Source organism: Blastococcus brunescens (assembly GCF_035320885.1).
GTDB classification, from domain to species: domain Bacteria; phylum Actinomycetota; class Actinomycetes; order Mycobacteriales; family Geodermatophilaceae; genus Blastococcus_B; species Blastococcus_B brunescens.
The window spans coordinates 4,339,287-4,355,264 of the sequence record NZ_CP141261.1; the positions used below are offsets into that span (position 1 = coordinate 4,339,287).

The 15,978-nt window shown below is 72.4% G+C and carries 16 protein-coding genes and 7 pseudogenes; 7 read left to right on the top strand and 16 right to left on the bottom strand.

The window, feature by feature from the left end; translation table 11 throughout:
* Nucleotides 1-35: 35 nt before the first annotated feature.
* From U6N30_RS29195 to U6N30_RS29205, 4 genes and pseudogenes are all read right to left on the bottom strand, one after another.
* Nucleotides 36-215, bottom strand: coding sequence for a hypothetical protein (locus tag U6N30_RS29195; RefSeq protein ID WP_324275025.1), 180 nt, complete (start codon nt 213-215; stop codon nt 36-38).
* 273 nt (nt 216-488) lie between these two features.
* Nucleotides 489-896, bottom strand: coding sequence for a SpoIIE family protein phosphatase (locus tag U6N30_RS29200; RefSeq protein ID WP_422678159.1), 408 nt, complete (start codon nt 894-896; stop codon nt 489-491).
* Nucleotides 863-1,003 (bottom strand): annotated as a pseudogene (locus U6N30_RS34875) (histidine kinase); the annotation flags it as partial. The gene U6N30_RS29200 and the pseudogene U6N30_RS34875, both read right to left, overlap by 34 nt.
* Nucleotides 1,004-1,056: 53 nt before the next feature.
* Nucleotides 1,057-2,274, bottom strand: a pseudogene (locus U6N30_RS29205) (PP2C family protein-serine/threonine phosphatase); the annotation flags it as partial.
* A 261-nt stretch (nt 2,275-2,535) separates the two neighbouring features.
* Between U6N30_RS29205 and U6N30_RS34880 the strand changes: the two are divergent.
* The 7 genes and pseudogenes from U6N30_RS34880 (at nt 2,536) to U6N30_RS29240 (ending at nt 7,618) form a co-directional block, all read left to right on the top strand.
* A complete protein-coding gene (locus tag U6N30_RS34880; RefSeq protein WP_422677998.1) occupies nt 2,536-3,072 on the top strand; it encodes a PAS domain-containing protein in 537 nt (178 codons plus the stop codon).
* Nucleotides 2,970-3,590 (top strand): annotated as a pseudogene (locus U6N30_RS34885) (GAF domain-containing protein); the annotation flags it as partial. The gene U6N30_RS34880 and the pseudogene U6N30_RS34885, both read left to right, overlap by 103 nt.
* Before the next feature lie 106 nt (nt 3,591-3,696).
* Nucleotides 3,697-4,044 (top strand): annotated as a pseudogene (locus U6N30_RS34890) (PP2C family protein-serine/threonine phosphatase); the annotation flags it as partial.
* 166 nt (nt 4,045-4,210) lie between these two features.
* Nucleotides 4,211-4,483: a hypothetical protein gene (locus tag U6N30_RS29215; RefSeq protein WP_324278628.1), complete on the top strand. Its 273-nt coding sequence runs from the start codon at nt 4,211-4,213 to the stop codon at nt 4,481-4,483.
* Nucleotides 4,414-4,668 carry an ATP-binding protein gene (locus U6N30_RS29220; RefSeq protein ID WP_324278533.1) on the top strand — a complete coding sequence of 85 codons (255 nt, stop codon included), beginning with the start codon at nt 4,414-4,416 and terminating at the stop codon, nt 4,666-4,668. The genes U6N30_RS29215 and U6N30_RS29220 overlap by 70 nt, the downstream gene beginning before the upstream one ends.
* Nucleotides 4,669-4,952: 284 nt before the next feature.
* Nucleotides 4,953-6,223, top strand: a pseudogene (locus tag U6N30_RS34895) (IS110 family RNA-guided transposase).
* Between the two features lie 531 nt (nt 6,224-6,754).
* Complete coding sequence (locus U6N30_RS29240) at nt 6,755-7,618, top strand: transposase (RefSeq protein ID WP_324273226.1); 864 nt, start codon at nt 6,755-6,757, stop codon at nt 7,616-7,618.
* A gap of 45 nt (nt 7,619-7,663) precedes the next feature.
* Here the strand turns inward: U6N30_RS29240 and U6N30_RS29245 are convergent, their stop codons facing one another.
* The 12 genes and pseudogenes from U6N30_RS29245 to U6N30_RS29300 all read right to left on the bottom strand — a co-directional run bounded on the left by U6N30_RS29245 (nt 7,664) and on the right by U6N30_RS29300 (nt 15,962).
* Nucleotides 7,664-8,152: a hypothetical protein gene (locus U6N30_RS29245; protein WP_324275028.1), complete on the bottom strand. Its 489-nt coding sequence runs from the start codon at nt 8,150-8,152 to the stop codon at nt 7,664-7,666.
* Nucleotides 8,149-8,511 carry a response regulator gene (locus tag U6N30_RS29250; RefSeq protein ID WP_324275029.1) on the bottom strand — a complete coding sequence of 121 codons (363 nt, stop codon included), beginning with the start codon at nt 8,509-8,511 and terminating at the stop codon, nt 8,149-8,151. Before U6N30_RS29250 ends, U6N30_RS29245 begins: the two co-directional genes overlap by 4 nt.
* A complete protein-coding gene (locus U6N30_RS29255; protein WP_324275030.1) occupies nt 8,508-9,080 on the bottom strand; it encodes a chemotaxis protein CheX in 573 nt (190 codons plus the stop codon). Before U6N30_RS29255 ends, U6N30_RS29250 begins: the two co-directional genes overlap by 4 nt.
* Before the next feature lie 94 nt (nt 9,081-9,174).
* Nucleotides 9,175-9,426 (bottom strand): annotated as a pseudogene (locus U6N30_RS29260) (response regulator); the annotation flags it as partial.
* Between the two features lie 35 nt (nt 9,427-9,461).
* The gene (locus U6N30_RS29265; RefSeq protein ID WP_422678160.1) at nt 9,462-10,286 is read right to left on the bottom strand and encodes a CheR family methyltransferase; all 825 of its coding nucleotides are present in this window, start codon (nt 10,284-10,286) and stop codon (nt 9,462-9,464) included.
* A 183-nt stretch (nt 10,287-10,469) separates the two neighbouring features.
* Nucleotides 10,470-11,395, bottom strand: a pseudogene (locus U6N30_RS29270) (chemotaxis protein CheB); the annotation flags it as partial.
* A gap of 450 nt (nt 11,396-11,845) precedes the next feature.
* A complete protein-coding gene (locus tag U6N30_RS29275) occupies nt 11,846-12,079 on the bottom strand; it encodes a hypothetical protein (protein ID WP_324275033.1) in 234 nt (77 codons plus the stop codon).
* Between the two features lie 190 nt (nt 12,080-12,269).
* Nucleotides 12,270-12,737: a hypothetical protein gene (locus U6N30_RS29280; RefSeq protein WP_324275034.1), complete on the bottom strand. Its 468-nt coding sequence runs from the start codon at nt 12,735-12,737 to the stop codon at nt 12,270-12,272.
* Between the two features lie 218 nt (nt 12,738-12,955).
* The gene (locus U6N30_RS29285; RefSeq protein WP_324275035.1) at nt 12,956-13,411 is read right to left on the bottom strand and encodes a chemotaxis protein CheW; all 456 of its coding nucleotides are present in this window, start codon (nt 13,409-13,411) and stop codon (nt 12,956-12,958) included.
* A gap of 1 nt (nt 13,412) precedes the next feature.
* A complete protein-coding gene (locus tag U6N30_RS29290; protein WP_324275036.1) occupies nt 13,413-14,159 on the bottom strand; it encodes a chemotaxis protein CheW in 747 nt (248 codons plus the stop codon).
* 220 nt (nt 14,160-14,379) lie between these two features.
* Nucleotides 14,380-15,078 carry a chemotaxis protein CheA gene (locus U6N30_RS29295; protein ID WP_324275037.1) on the bottom strand — a complete coding sequence of 233 codons (699 nt, stop codon included), beginning with the start codon at nt 15,076-15,078 and terminating at the stop codon, nt 14,380-14,382.
* Nucleotides 15,000-15,962, bottom strand: coding sequence for an Hpt domain-containing protein (locus U6N30_RS29300; RefSeq protein WP_324275038.1), 963 nt, complete (start codon nt 15,960-15,962; stop codon nt 15,000-15,002). The genes U6N30_RS29295 and U6N30_RS29300 overlap by 79 nt, the downstream gene beginning before the upstream one ends.
* Nucleotides 15,963-15,978 lie beyond the last annotated feature (16 nt).

The window sequence follows — 15,978 nt, forward strand, 5'->3', positions numbered from 1 at the left end:
GAGGCGGCCGACGGCTATCCGTACTTCGTGCAGGCCTACGGCAAGGTCACCTGGGACGTCGCCGCCTCCTCCCCCATCACCGCCGCCGACGTCGCCATGGCCGCACCGGTCGCCGAGGCCGAGCTGGCGGTGGGCTTCTTCGGCTCCCGGTACGACCGGGCCACCCCGGCCGAGCGCGAGTACATGCACGCGATGGCCGAGCTCGGGGCCCGCACGGCGCCGCGGTCGCGACGTCCGAGGTCGCCGTCTCCCTGGGCCGCAAGCCCGCGTCCCTCTCCCCGCGCGCGACTCGCTGATCAAGAAGGGACTGGTCTACTCGGCGGAACGGGGCCAGATCGCGTTCACGGTCCCCCATTTCGGCCGCTACCTGCTGCGCCACCCCGACTAGCGAAAGGACCCCTCCTCCTCACCGCTCGCACGCTCGCGGCGAGCCTCTGGACGGAGCCACATGCGCTCGCAGGCTCGGGGCCGTGCCCTGGACGGGGCCGTCAGACCGGGTGCGGCACTGCGGGCGGGAGGACCTCTGGTCCGGCCTCCGCGGGACGCCCGGCGCCCACCGGGTGAGCCCGGACGGCGAGCACCGCGACGTCGTCCTCGACGCCGTCGCCGAGCATCTCGGCCAGCAGCCGGTCGCAGAGCCGGTCGAGGTCCAGGCCGGCGCAGGCCCCGAGGACGTCGCGGAGGCGGTCGCGCCCCTCGTCGAGCAGCATCCCCCGGCGTTCGAACAGCCCGTCGGTGAACAGCAGCAGGGTGCTCCCTCGGGCAGCACCGCGATGCCGTCGGAGCGGGGCCCGAGCCAGCCGATGCCGAGCGGCGGACCGACGGTGGCCGACAGGTCCTCGACCGCGCCGTCGGCCAGGAGCATCATCGGCTCCGGGTGGCCGGCGGTCGACCAGCGCAGCCGGCGCACTCCGGCCGCCCGGTCCTCCGGCCCCTGCTCGATCCGGCAGACGAGCGCGGTGGCCATGGCCGGGACGGCCAGACCCACCAGCGCGTGGTCCACCCGGCGCAGTACCCCGGCCGGCTCCTCCAGCCGGTCGAAGGCGATCCCCGCACCAGCGTCTTCACCTGACCCATGGCGGCGGCGGCCTCGATGTCGTGGCCCATGACGTCACCGATCACCAGGACGGTGTCGCCGTCGGGCTGCAGGAAGGCGTCGTACCAGTCGCCCCCGATGGACACGCCCTGGGTCGCCGGGCGGTACCGGACCGCGAGCTCCAGGCTCTCCGGCTGCACCGGCGGGGACAGCAGGCTCAGCTGCAGCCGTTCGGCCACCTGCTGGTTGGCCCGGGCCAGCCGGGCGTTGTCCAGCGCGAGGGCAGCGCGCCGGGAGGCGATCTCGGCCGTGCGCAGCTCCACCTGGGTGTGCGCGCCGCGGCCGGAGGTGTTGGCCAGGGTGAAGGCGCCGAACGCCTCGCCCCGGGCGACCAGCGGGAAGGTCGCGACCGCGCGGACGTCCAGCACGGCCAGCGCAGCCCGGCTCTCGACGTCGGCGACCATCGCGTCGATGTCGGCGTCGGCCAGCGCGGGCATGATCACCGGCCGCAGGTCGCGCAGGGCGGTCGGCACCGGAGCGGTCGCGCGGTTGGACGCGACGCGCGCGTCGGTGTAGCGGTCCAGGGCCTCGACCTTGGCGGGATCACGGTGCGCCCGCCCCACGTCGCGGCGGGTCCCGTCCGCGTCGATCACGCTGACCAGGCAGATGTCGGCCAGCAGCGGCACCACGAGGTGCGCGAACCGGGCGACCGCCTCGTCGGTGTCGAGCGTCGACGTCATGGCCAGGTTGATGTCGCCCAGGAGCATGAGGTGCCGTCCGGCCTCCTCCGCGGCCTCGGCGGCCGCCGCCATCGCGGCGGCGTCCTCGCGGGCGGACATCGCCGCCGCACGCTCCTCGAGCACCCGGCGGCGCTCCGTGACGTCGTCGTAGGTGACGACCAGGCCCGCCTCGGTGAGGAAGGCGTCGGCCCGGAACCACCTGCCGAGCGGCTCGAACCACGCCTCCGTACAGGCCGTGACGCCAGTGACCCGGACGCCGCGGTAGAGCTGCTCGAACGGACCTCCCACCGCGTCCGGGAACTCGTCCCAGATGGGACGGCCGACCAGCCCCTCGACCGTGCGGTCGAGGGCCCGTGCGCCGGCGGGGTTGATGTAGGCGACGCACCAGTTCTCGTCCAGGACGAAGAGCGGGCGCTCCATGCCCTCGACGGCCTGCACCAGGAGGTCGCCGGGCGGGGGCGCCGCCTCGTGCGGGATCATGGCGCCACTCTGCCCCATGCCCGGGTCTACGTCGTAAACCACGGGGATCGAGCACCTCGACTCACTCCATCCGGTGTGCCGGGATTCCGTCGCGGCCGTTCCGCGCCTCCTTGGCAGCCGCCGAGGGGATGGACACAATCACACTCGTCGGGACCAGGCGGTCCGGTCCGGACGCTTCGCACGGGACCTCCGGACCGAGGACGACCTGGGGGAACCGTGGGGGACGACCGGCAACTCCGGCAGCGAGAGGGCGCCGGACCACGCTCGGACACCGACCTCGTGCGCTTCCTGGAGACGATGCCGGCCGCCTTCTGCTTCCTGGACGCCGGCTGGCGGTTCCGCTACGTGAACGCGGAGGCCGAGCGGCTGATGGGCCGGCCACGGGCGCAGCTCATCGGCGAGTCCCTGTGGGAGGCGTTCCCCGGATGGTCGGGAGCGTGTTCGAGACCAACTACCGCACGGCAGCGGCCACCGGGCGGCCCTCGACCTTCGAGGCGGCCTACCCCGGCGCCCGGGACGGCTGGTTCGAGATCCGGGTGTGGCCCGGTTCGGACGGGCTGGCCATCTACGTCCTCGACGTCACCGACCGGCGCGACGCCGAGGACGCCGCGCGCCGCGCCACGGCCCGTGCCTCGCTGCTCGCCCGCGTCACCGCGGAGCTGTCCGGCCAGCTCGACACCCTCTCGGCACTCGGCCGGCTGGCGGAGCTCGTGGTGCCGGTCCTGGCCGACGCCTGCATCGTCACGCTGGTCGACCGGGAAGGACGGGCCAGCGACGTCGGCTCGTGGCACGGCGATCCGGCGCGACGACGGATGATCCAGCGATACGCCCAGATCAGGCTGGACACGCTGCCCGGCACCTCGCCCGTGGCCCAGGCGCTGCGGGAGGGCACACCGGTCACCGAGTCCGTGGGCGCCGTCCTCGACCTGATGGAGGACGGCCCCGCCCGCGATCTGCTCGCCCGGCTCGCCCCCGTCACCGCGGTCGCTCTGCCCCTGACGGCGGAGGCCCGCACGGTCGGGGTGCTGACGCTGTACCAGGACGCCGGCCGGGTCATGTCCGACGAGGACATGGACACGGCCCGGCAGGTGACGGCGGAGGCGGCACGGGCGATCGTGCGGGTGCACCGCCAGAGCCAGCAGGCCCAGCTCGCCGAGGCGCTGCAGCGCAGCCTGCTCACCGATCCTCCCGCCTTGGAGGAGACCGCCGTCGTCGTCCGGTACGTCCCGGCCGCCGAGGCCGCCAGTGTCGGCGGCGACTGGTACGACGCCTTCCTCCAGCGCGACGGGTCCCTGATGGTGGTGATCGGCGACGTCGTGGGGCACGACACCGCCGCAGCCGCGGCCATGGGCCAGCTGCGCGGGCTGCTGCGGGGATCGCGCACTACAGCGGCGGGGGCCCGCCGAGGTCCTGCGCGGGCTGGACGAGGCCATCGCCCAGATGCACGACGAGACGTTCGCGACGGCGGCCGTCGCGCGGTTCGAGCGCGACGGGAGCGGGCGCGGCGTGCTGCGCTGGGCCAACGCCGGCCACCCGCCGCCGATCGTGCTCGCCGGCGACGGCACGGTGACGATCCTCGGCGAGGAGATCGGCGATCTGATGCTCGGCGTCGACGCCGCCGCCGTCCGGACGGAGTCGACGATGCCGCTCCCGGCCGGCGCCACCGTGCTGCTCCACACCGACGGCCTGGTGGAGCGTCGAGGGAGCAGCCTCGACGAGGGCAGCGCGGCGCTCGCCGGGCACCTGCGGGAGCTCGCCGGCACACCGCTCGAGGAGCTGTGCGACGGCGTCCTGCGCCGGATGCTGCGCGGCACCCCGCAGGACGACGTCGCGCTGGTGGCCGTCCGGCCGGCCCCGCACACCCCGACGGGGCAGGAAGCCCACCGCCGCAGGGTTGACGCCGGTATCGGCTGGGCACCCCTGGCCCTGGATGCGCCGAACCGGGGAGAGGTCGATGGGTCGACTCGCATGGCCACTGCGCCCGCTGCCGGACGGGCGCGGCGAGGTGTGGCGCTGGGACCTCGGCGGGCTCTCCGAGCTGCCGAAGGCGCGCGCGGCCCTGCGCAACCGGCTGGGCGTGGCCGGCTTTCCGCCGGCGGAGGAGGACACCGCGGGGAGCGGCTGGTCCTGGCCTTCGACGAGCTCGCCTCGAACGCGCTGCGGCACGGTGAGTCACCGGTGGTGGCGACCGTCGTGGCCGGGAGCGGCGGGTGGCTGCTGGACGTGAGCGACCGGGCTCCGGAGACCATGCCCGCGCCGGCGGTCGACCGCGATCCCGCCAAGGGCGGGATGGGGCTGCACCTCGTCGCGCGGCTCTCGGTCGCCCACGGCTGGTACGTCGACCAGGGCTGCAAGCACGTGTGGGCCTGCCTGCCCACCACGATGGGAGACCGCCAGCCCGCGATGGCGTGAGCCCCGGCCCTGGATGACCAGGTCTCCTGATCACGAAGGGTCCCCCTCACGGTCGACCACGAGGGAGCATCGGTGGCCTTGGCGGCCGCGCGTTCCGCGCTGAAAATGTGTCGGTCACCCGCTGACGCCGGTTGTCCTTGATCGTGGGAGGTCGTGAGGGAGCAGGGTGCCGAGGGCCGCGTCGTGGGCGCTTCCTTGTCGCTTCGAGCACGCGGATCAGATTGCAGTTCTTGCCCAGCGGTCCTCGCGGGTGACGCCGTGACGGTGGCGCCGGTGAGGAGGCCGTGGTGCTGAACGAGGACGAACAGGTCGAGGAGATCGTCGCCCGGGTCGCGGCGCTCGATATCGGCAAGGCCGAGCTGGTGTGCTGCGTGCGAGTGCCGCATCCGCAACGCGCGGGCAGGCGGATGCAAGAGGTGGTCACCTACCGCACGATGACCCGCTCACTGCTGGTCATGGTCGACCGGCTGACCGAGCTGGGTGTCACCGAGGTGGTCATGGAGGCCACCAGCGACTACTGGAAGCCTCCGTTCTATCTGCTGGAGGCCCACGGGCTGAACCCTGAACTGGTCAACGCCCGCGACGTCAAGCACCTGCCCGGGCGGCCCAAGACCGACAAGCTGGACGCGGTGTGGCTGTGCAAGCTCGCCGAGCGCGGCATGCTGCGGCCCAGCTTCGTGCCGCCGCCGCCGATCCGCCGGCTGCGGGATGTCACCCGGTACCGGGCCGATCTCGTCGAGGTGCGTACCGCGGAGAAGCAGCGGGTGGAGAAGCTGCTCGAAGACGCCCAGATCAAGCTGTCGGTGGTGGTCAGCGACATCTTCGGCGTCTCCGGGCGAGACATGCTCGCCGCGCTGATCGGCGGGCAGCGGGACCCCAAGGTGCTGGCCCAGCTGGCCCGGGGGCGGATGCGGGGCAAGCTCACCGATCTGGAAGAGGCGTTCACCGGCTACTTCACCGATCACCACGCGCGGCTGCTGACCACGATGCTGGCTCGCATCGACGGTCTGACCGCCGATATTGCTGGGCTCGAGGCGATGATCGAGGAGATGGTCGCCCCTTTCGGCCACGCGGTGGCGAAGCTGGATGAGATTCCGGGCATCGGCCGCGCCGCCGCCAGCGCGATCGTGGCCGAGATCGGCTTGGACATGGGCAGGTTCCCCACCCCGGACACCTGTGCGCCTGGGCCCGTTTCGCTCCGGCCACCAAGGAATCGGCCGGCAAGAAGAAGGGACCGGGCAGCACCGGCCACGGCAACCGCTATCTGGCCAAGGTCATCGGCGAGGCCGTCGCTGGCGCGGCGAAGACCGACACCTTCCTCGGTGAGCGATATCGCCGCCTGGCCCGCCGCCGAGGAGGGAAGAGGGCCGTCGTCGCCGTCGGCCGCTCCATGCTGGTGATCATCTGGCATCTGCTGTCCGATCCCGACGCACACTTCATCGACCTCGGCTCGGACTTCCACGCCAAACGCACCGACCCCGACCGCCGCCGCCGCGCCTACGTTCACCAACTCCAAGCGCTCGGCTACACCGTCACCCTCACCCCGGCCGCCTGACCCACAACCGTTCGCCCGTCCCCGACTCGGCGCAGCCCTACCCCGAGCCGACGGTCCCGTTCGCCCTACCCCAGTCATTTTCGGATCAGGACTGTGAGTGTGGCCGGGTCGGTACATCGGTGATGGGCTGACGGCCGACAGCAGTGGGTGTGACTCCAGGGAGGACTGGCTTCGTGCCTTGCATGGGACCTGTCCGCCTGCTGCTGTCGGCACCGGCCCGGCGGGAGACGTTGGCCTGATCAGGAGCTTGACCGCCAGTAGCTGCTGGCGTGTCTCATCACAGTCCTGCCATCTCCGCACCGGACCGGGACCTGCCGCGTCCCCCGGTCAAGGAGAAGAACGCATGTCCATGCTGGCAGAACTGGTCGAGGTCGTCATCGGCGTCGACACGCACAAAGACACCCACACCGCTGCCGTGATCGACACCGGCACCGGCGGGGTGCTGGCCCGGATCACCGTGCCGGCTGACCCGGACGGTTATGCCCGGCTCAGCGCGGTGGCGCAGGAGCACCCGGGCTGCGGGCCTGGGCGATGGAAGGCTCTGGCGGCTACGGCGCCGGCCTGGCCCGGCACCTGGCCGAGCTCGGTGAACTGGTCATCGAACTGGACCGCCCCAAGCGCCCGGCGCGCAAGGCCGGAGCGAAGTCTGATCCGATCGACGCCGAACGCGCCGCCCGGGATGCGCTGGCCCGCACCCACCTGGCCCAGCCCAAGACCGGTGGCCAGCGCGCGGCGCTGCAGATGCGACTGACCGCCCGCCGGGCCGCGATCGAGGCCGCCACAGCCGCCCAGCGGCAGCTGCACGCGCTGGTCACCACCGCCCCCGAGGTGGTCCGGGGCAAGTTCCGCGGACAGTCCACCCGCACCATGATCACCACCGCTGCCCGGCTGCGACCGACGGCGGCCACCGGGGAGCTGGAGGTGATCACGGCGTTGACGGTGCTGCGCGATCTGGCCCGCCGGATCCGGTTCATGGAGAAAGAAGCCCGCGGGCACGAGACCCAGATCCGCGCCATCGTGCGGTCCTGGCGGCCCGATCTGCTCGAGCTGACCGGAGTCGGCCCGATCGTCGCCGCCACCGCGCTCACCGCCTGGTCCCACCCCGGCCGCTGCCGCGACGATGGCGCCTTCGCCATGCTCGCCGGCACCGCACCGATCCCGGCGTCCTCGGGCAAGACCGTCCGCTACCGACTCAACCGAGCAGGCGACCGACAGCTCAACCGCGCCCTGCACACCGTGGCCCTCGTCCGGCTACAACGCGACGCACGCACCCGCGCCTACGCCGACCGCCGCCGCGCCCAGGGCAAGACCGACCGAGAGATCAAACGCATCCTCAAGCGCTACATCGCCCGCGAGCTCTACCGCCGCCTCGAAACAGTCCCCACGACGCCTTGACACGTCATAGGAGCGTCCCATCGTGATCAGGTCAGCTGATCGTTGTCACGGCAGGACGAGGGAGAGTCCGCCCTTGCCGTAGCCGGGGACCTCGATGGCGAGGTCGATCCGGTTGAAGTTGGCGAGCATGCCCACGATGTCGCCCGGCAGGTCCTCGCCGGGGGCGTAGAGCTTGTGCAGCTTGGAGTGCGGCGCTCCCGGGGTGTTGAACAGCGCGGAGAGCACGTTCACCACCTCGTGCAGCGCCTCGACCAGCATGCCGCTGAGCTCGCCGTCCTCCTCGACCGCGTCCTGCGCACCGCCGGGCGGCAGCAGGGCCAGGGAGGCGCCGGTGTAGGCCGACGCTCCCAGGTCCATGACGCAGAGGGCATTGATGGCCATGTGCGGGTCGACGTAGACCGCCACGGACACCGGCTTGTCGGGGGTGGGCGTGACGGGCGCGCCGGGGTTCACCGCCACCGGCTTGCCGACCAGACCCGAGAGCATGTCGCGGACGTCCTTGGCAGCGGGCAGCTGCACCGTGCCGGTGGTCATGCGATCACCCCGTCCAGGTGCTCCTTGAAGGTGTCCTCGGTGAAGGGCTTGGCGATCAGGAAGATCGCGCCGGCGTTGGCCGCCTTCTCCCGCATTTCGGGGGAACCTTCCGAGGTCACGAAGCCGAACGGCACGGCGGAGCCGGAGGCGCGCATGGCCTGCAGGCACTCGATGCCGGTCATGTTCGGCATGTTCCAGTCGGACAGGACCAGATCCGGCTTCTCCGACGAGACCTTGGCCAGCGCGTCGGCGCCGTCCTCCGCCTCGACGATGTCGTGATCGTCGTAACCGGCCTGGCGCAGGGTGCGGATGACGATCTGCCGCATGACGCGGCTGTCGTCGGCGACCAGGATCTTCACAGCGGCACCTCATTCTCGTACTGGTTGTTCTCGGGGACGGACGGGGCTCCGGCGGAGCCCTGGACGGTGACGGTCAGGGACTGGCCTCGCCACAGGACGTCGACGCGGCAGGTGTCGGCCGGGTCTGCGGCGGGGTGGGCGGCCGGGGAGTCGGTCCCCACCTCGGGAAGGCCGAGGACCGACGGGCCGGGGAGGAGGGCCTTCACGTTTCCTCCGAGGACGTTGGCGAGCTCGCCCAGGGAGTCCTGGACGTCCTCGTCGTCGAGCACGGGAGGGGCGTGCTGGGCCAGGAGGCAGCGGGAGAGCTCCTCCGCCGTCGCGCGACCGCAGGTGAGGACGACGGCGCCGGTCCACGGCCCCACGATCTCGACCCACGAGCTGATCGCGTCGTCGGGCAGGCCGCCGGGCAGCGGCACCAGGAACTCGTCGTCCCCGATGAGGGCAGACCAGGCCTCCTGCGTGATGCTCTGGACGGTCTCCTCGTCGATGAGCCCGGTGATCAGCAGCGGTGCGTCGCTGGTGCGACGGCGCTCGCCGGTGTCGCCGAAGTCCGTGGGCAGCGCACTCACAGGACGACCTCCTGGGGAGCAGGCCGAGGAGCGCGAGCTTGTCGCGGATCGCATCGGCGGTGAACGGCTTGATGACGTACTCGTGTGCGCCGGCCGCCAGGGCCCGCACGATCTGGCCGTGCTCGCTCTCGGAGGTGACCATCATGATCGTCACCTGCCGCCAGGCCGGGTTGGAACGGACGGCGGAGACGAACTGGAGCCCGTCCATGACCGGCATGTTCCAGTCGACGCAGACCAGGTCCGGCACGTAGCCGCCCTCGAGGACGTCGAGCCCTTCGCGGCCGTGGCCGGCCTGCTGCACCTCGTACCCGAGACCCTCGAGGATCCCGGCGACGATCCGGCGCATGACCTTCGAATCGTCGATCACCAGAGCGCGCACGATCACTTTCCCTTCAGCGGGCGGTAGGCGGAGCTACGGCCGACGACGACCCGCTCCCAGGAGTCGTCCACCCCGAGCGTCGTCTCTGCCGCACCGAGGAACAGCCATCCGTCGGGGCGCATGAGGTCGCGCACGCGGCGGAGGATCGCCTGCTTGGTGGGCAGGTCGAAGTAGATGAGGACGTTGCGCAGGTAGACCACGTCGAACGGGCCCATCCGCGGCAGCGGTGCTGCCAGGTTGCACTCGGTGGCGGTCACCATCCGGCGCAGCTGGGGAGCCACCTCCCACTCGTTGCCGGCCCGCACGAAGTGCCGGACGAGCATCGGCGCGGGCAGGCCACGGTTGACCTCGAGCTGGGAGAAGCGACCCGCCCGGGTCCGCGTGACCATCTCGCGGGAGAGATCGGTCGCGGTGATGGCGACCCGCGTCGCGGCGTTGGGGATAGCGTCCTCGAGGAGCATCGCGATCGTGTACGGCTCCTGCCCGCTGGAGCAGGCGGCCGACCAGATCTGCAGGCGCTCGTTCGGCCCGCGTGCGGCCAGCAGGGACGGCATCACCGTCGAGGTGAGCGCCGTGAACGGGTCCCCGTCACGGAACCACGACGTCTCGTTCGTCGTCAGCGCCTCGACGATGCGGCGGTTGCAGTCTGCGTCGGGCCGGGTGCGGACCGAGTCCACGAACTGGGAGACGTCCGGGATGCCCTTCTCCCGGGCGATGGGCAGCAGCCGCGCCTCGACGAGGTACTCCTTCCCCGGCTGGAGGACGATCGCGCTCTCCTTGTGCACGAGCGCGCGCACCCAGTCGAAGCTGGTGGCCGTGAGGGTCATCGCGCACCGCCCGCGAAGGTCGCGACCGGGCGGGCGGCCGGAACGCCGGACAGGTGCCGGTTGATCGCCTCGGGGATGCGGTCGAGGGCAGCACCTCGTCGGCGTAGCCGGCCTGGCTGACGGCGCCGGGCATCCCCAGACGACGGAGCTGTGCTGGTCCTGCACGAGCACGGTGCCTCCAGCGGCGCGGATCTCCCCGGCGCCGTTGCGTCCGTCGGAACCCATGCCGGTCAGGACGACGGCCAGCACGGCACCGTCGAACGCGGTCACGGCCGAACGGAAGAGCGGATCGACGGCCGGACGGCAGAAGTTCTCGGGGGGCCCTGGTTGAGCCCGGTGCTCAGGCCCTGCCGGCTGCTCCGGGGCCCGGCTGCACGGACGACGAGGTGGTGGTCACCCGGCGCCAGGTAAACGGTCCCCGGCAGGAGCGGAGTGCCGTCGGAGGCCTCCACCACGCGGAGCTGGCACAGCCGGTCGAGGCGCTGGGCGAACTGCCGGGTGAACACCGGCGGCATGTGCTGCACCAGGAGCACCGGCACGGGCAGGGAGGCGGGCAGCTGGGGAGCACCTTGGCCAGGGCCTCGGGCCCGCCGGTGGAGCACCCGATCACCAGCACGGCCGGCTTCTTGCCGGGGCCGGTCCGGGGTGCGGCGGGGGCGGAGGGGGACGGGTGCGGCGGCGCGGGCCGGGCTCAGGCCGACCGGGCGCCCGGTGAGCGCCTTGATCTTCGGGATCAGCTGCTCGCGGACGCTCTCCATCGACTGCCCCACGCTGCCGACGTTGGCCGGCTTCGTGACGTAGTCGTTGGCGCCGGCGGAGAGGGCGTCCAGGGTGGAGGAGGCGCCACGCTCGGTCAGCGTGCTGAACATGACGATCGGCACCCGGCTGTGCGGCTGGCCGCCGGAACCGCTGCGGATCGCACGGACCGCTTCGATGCCGTTCATCTCCGGCATCTCGATGTCCATCGTCACGAGATCCGGCTTGAGCTGCTCGAGCTTGCCCACCGCGATCCGGCCGTTGACCGCGGTGCCGACGACCTCGATGTCCGGGTCGGCGGAGAGGACGTCGGTCACGATCTTCCGGACGACGACGGAATCGTCGACGACCATCACCCTGATCGGGTTCACGTGTGTCCTCCAGTTTCCCTGCACAGGCTCAGCCCGGCAGGCTGCCACTTCCTTATCGGCACCTGCCCTCGACCCTTGAGCGGGCGGGCGGTGATCCTTTTCCGGAGGCGGCTCCGAACGGTGCCGCCGGGATGCCGACAAGGATGAGCTTCGGGTGGCAGCAGAGAAAAGGAAAGGGTCGCGCAGAACTCGTTACACAATTCATCGGCGACCGTTCCAGCGGAGTCGGAATGGCATTTCGTCCATGTGTCGACTCGAGCGGAACGGTCGCCGGATCGTCCTCGAAAGTGCAGGTCAGGGAGACGCCGTCACGGGCCGCCGTCGCCGGGCCGGCCCCGGTGCGCCGTCCGCCGCCAGAGGGCGACGCGGTCGTCACCCCACCCGCGACGCCTCTGCCCCGCCGCTGGGGACGTCAGGTCCCGGAGCGCCCCTTCAGGCGCCGGTGACGCGACGCCACGGCGCCTGCAGGACGGCCTGAGAGGCCTCGTCCAGCAGATCACCCATGGCGCACGCCTGCACGCAGCCCGCGACGGCGTTCCAGACCCCGGCGGCCCCGTCGTGCAGGTCGAAGCCGCCGTCGAGGAACGCCTGGACGGCGTGCAGCTGGGCGGTCGCCAGGGAGCGGGTGCGACCGGAGACGTGCGCGGCCCAGGACGCCTCGTGCATGGCGGTGGCCCAGGGGCGGCGCTCGGCACGCCCTCGTCGACGGCCGCCCGCCACGCGGACCGGCCGGCCTCGTCCAACGAGCTGATCGCGTCCAGCAGGTCCGCGAGCTCGGCGGCGGCCGGGCCGAGGTCGTCACCCACCGCCGGCACGGCGACCAGGGCGCGCTCCACGGCGCGGTCGTAGGGGCCGGTCAGCTCCCGGCGGACCAGCGGGGGCAGGACACCTGCGGCCCAGTAGCCGACGGCGGCGTCGGCCAGGACGGCCACGGCCTCGTCCCGCTCGTCAGCGGGCAGCTGGGCCGCCGCCGGGTGCTCGGGGCCGAGGACGTCGTCGCGCAGCAGCCGTTCGAGCGTCGGCGCGTCACCGATCGTGCCCTGCTCGAGCTGGGTGACCAGGACGGCGGCGCGATCCCCGCGGCCGCCGCGCTGCGCACGTGCGGGACGGAGGCCGCCATCTCGCGGGCGCGGCGGCCGCGGACGGCGTGCACCCCGCGCTCGTCGCGGGAGAGCCCACGGTCCGGGTTCATGGCCGCGACGCCCGACAGGCCCACGGCGTCGGCCCCCAGCCCGGTCAGCAGGACCCCGGCGACGGCACGGCCCGCGGGCAGGCGGACCAGGTCGAAGCCGAGCGTTGCGGCACTGACCAGGGAGTAGGGCACGGTCGCCTCCAGAGGTGGGTCAGACCATGCTGGCGGTGATCGGGCCGGAACGCCATGCGACCGTCACCCCTTTGCGGGAGACGGGCCGGGGGTGGATCGCGTGTTCGGTCTATCTGCGTGTAGGACGCATCGCTCTCTGTGACGATCACCCGTGAAATGCCGCCGGCCCCCACCCTCCGCGCGAGACGGAGGACAGGGGCCGGACGTCGGTCGAACGCTCAGGCGCTGACCGCCTTCTGGACGTCGAGGGCCAGCAGCAGCTGGCCGTGCAGCTTGTACGCCCCGCGGATCAGCTCGCGGGCCGGGCCCTCGAGCGTGTCCGGCGGCGCCTCGAAGTCGCCCGCCTGGACGTCGACGACGTCCGCGATGGAGTCGACCAGCATGCTGACGGCCTCGCCGTGCAGCCGGACGACGATGACGACGGGGTCGGTGCCCTCCGGCCGCGGCGGCCGGCCGAGGCGCTCGCGCAGCTCGATCGCGGTCACCACCTGGCCACGGAGGTTGATCAGCCCGGCGACGGCGGTCGGGGCCAGCGGCACGCGGGTGAGCTGCTGGCTGCGCAGCACCTCCTGCACGTGCTCGACCTCGATGCCGTAGAGGTCACCGTCCAGCCGGAAGGTGGCCAGCTGCCCGCTGGTGGCGGGCGCGGTGCTGGTCAGGGAAGGGGCGGTCACGTCAGACCTCCAGCAAGGAGTCGGAGACGCCGGTCGGCGTCGAGGAGGAGTGGAGAGCGGTGGGGTGGCCCGAGTAGAACTGCGGGTCGGCGGCCAGGATCGCGGCACGCACGTCGAGCAGCTCGGTCACCTTGTCGCCCAGGACGGCGGAGCCGAGCAGGCCGAGGTCGTCGATGTCGCTGCGGACCGCGGCCTCGCCGTCGACGATGTCGAGGATCTCCTCGACGACGATCGCGACGCTGCGCCCGTGGTCGGCGTAGACGATCACCTCGAGGACCTCTCGGTCAGTCTCGCCGTATGCGCCCAGGTGCCGGTCGAGCCGGACGATCGGCAGGATCGCGCCGCGGTACTGGACGACCTCGCGGTTGCCGACCTTCTCCACCGACTCGGTGCGCACCTGCTCCAGGCGGGTGACCGTGTCCAGCGGGATGGCCACGCGCCGGCCGCCGCCGATCGCGGCCAGCAGCATGCGCTGGCGCTCGGTCTCGCTGGCCGCCGCCGCGTGCGCGGCCGCCTTCTGCGAGTCCTGGCGCTCGTTGGTCTCGGCGCGCAGGGCCCGGCGCGCCAGGGCCTGGACGTCGAGGATGAGGGCGACGGTGCCGTCTCCGAGGACCGTCGCACCCGAGTAGAGGCCGATCGCCTTCATCTGGCCGCCGACCGCCTTGACGACGATCTCCTCGGTGTTGATGACGCGGTCGACGACGAGACCGAAACGCCGTCCCTCCGACCGCAGCACGGCGATGACCACGTGGCCGTCGTGCCGCTCGGAGGTCAGGCCCAGGACGTCGGTGAGCCGGACGAGGGCAGCAGCTCACCGCGGAGGCGGTAGACCTGCGCGCCGCCGACCTCCTCGACGGCGTTCGCAGCCTTCTCGGCGTCCAGGCTGACCAGCTCCTGGAGGCTGATCTGCGGGATGGCGTAGCGGTCGCCGGCGCACTCGACCGTCAGCGCCGGGACGATCGCCAGCGTCAGGGGATGCGCAGCCGGCAGACGGTGCCCACCCCCGCGTCGGACTCGACCTCGATGGTGCCGCCGATGGACTCGATGTTGGTCTTGACCACGTCCATGCCGACGCCGCGGCCGGAGACGTTGGTGACGGCCGCAGCGGTGGAGAAGCCGGGCAGGAAGATCAGCTGCAGGATGTCGGCCGGGCTCATGCGGGCCAGGGCGTCGGGGGTGACCAGGCCGCGCTGGACGGCCTTGGCGCCCAGCTTGACCGGGTCGATTCCCGCGCCGTCGTCGGCCACCTCGACGACGACCTGGCCGCTCTCGTGCCGCGCCCGCAGGGTCAGCACGCCCTCCGCCGGCTTGCCGGCCTGCTTGCGGGCGTCGGGCGCCTCGATGCCGTGGTCCACGGAGTTGCGGACCAGGTGGGTCAACGGGTCCTTGACGGCCTCGAGCAGCGTCTTGTCGAGCTCGGTCTCCCGGCCCTCCATCTCCAGGCGGACGTTCTTGCCGCACTGCAGGCCGAGATCGCGGACGACGCGCGGCAGCTTGGACCAGATGTGGTCGATCGGCTGCATCCGCGTCTTCATGACGCCTTCCTGCAGCTCGCTGGCGATCAGGTTCAGCCGCTGGGAGGCGCGGATCAGGTCCGTGTCGGTCTGGCGTGCGACGTTCTGCACGATCTGGTTGCGGGTGAGGACCAGCTCGCCCACCAGCAGCATGAGCTCGTCCAGCAGGTCGACGTCGACGCGGATGGTGCTGTCGGCGACCCCGCGCCGCGCCTGCCCGTCCCCGCCGCTGGGGGCGGCTTCGGTCTCGGCCTGGTCGGCGGCGGGCGCCGGCACGACCGGCTCCTCGACGGTGGGCTCGGGCATGACTGCGTTCGCTCCCTCGTGCAGCTCGTCGGCGAGGACGGCCACCGGGGCGTCGTCCTGCGGGCCGGTGGCGGGCGCCGCCGGGGTGGTCTTCGCGCGCGCAGGCGTCGTGCGCGCTGTGGTCTTCGCGGCCGGGGCCGTGACGGCGGCCTTCGCAGGCGTCGTGGCAGAGGCGGCCTTGGCGGGGGCCTTGGCGGAGGCCTTCGTGGGGGCCTTGGCGGAGGCCTTGGCGGGGGCCTTGGCGGGGGCCTTGGCGGGGGCCTTGGCGGAGGTCTTGGCGGGGGCGGCCGCGGGGGCCTTCGCCGGCGCAGCGGCGCGGGGGCCGGGATGACCGGGGCTGCCGGGGCGTCCTCCATGGCGGCCGTGATGGCGGCCACGACGCCGGACACCTCGACGGCACCCTCCCCGCCGCTGGCCTCGATCGAGGTGAGCAGGGCGCGCACGGTGTCGACCATCTGCAGCAGGACGCTGGTGCGTGCCGGGGTCAGGTCGAGCTCGCCGTCCCGCAGGCGGGAGAGCATGTTCTCCCCGACGTGGGTGACCTCTTCCAGGCGGTTGAACGCCAGGAAGCCGCTCGTGCCCTTGATGGTGTGGATCGTCCGGAAGATGCTGGAGAGCCGTTCGCGGGAGTTCGGGTCCTGCTCGAGCGCCACCAGGTCCGAGTCCAGCTGGTCGAGGTTCTCGTGGCTCTCGACCAGGAACTCCTCGACGATGTCGTCCAGACCGTCCACCGTTGGTGCCTTCTCT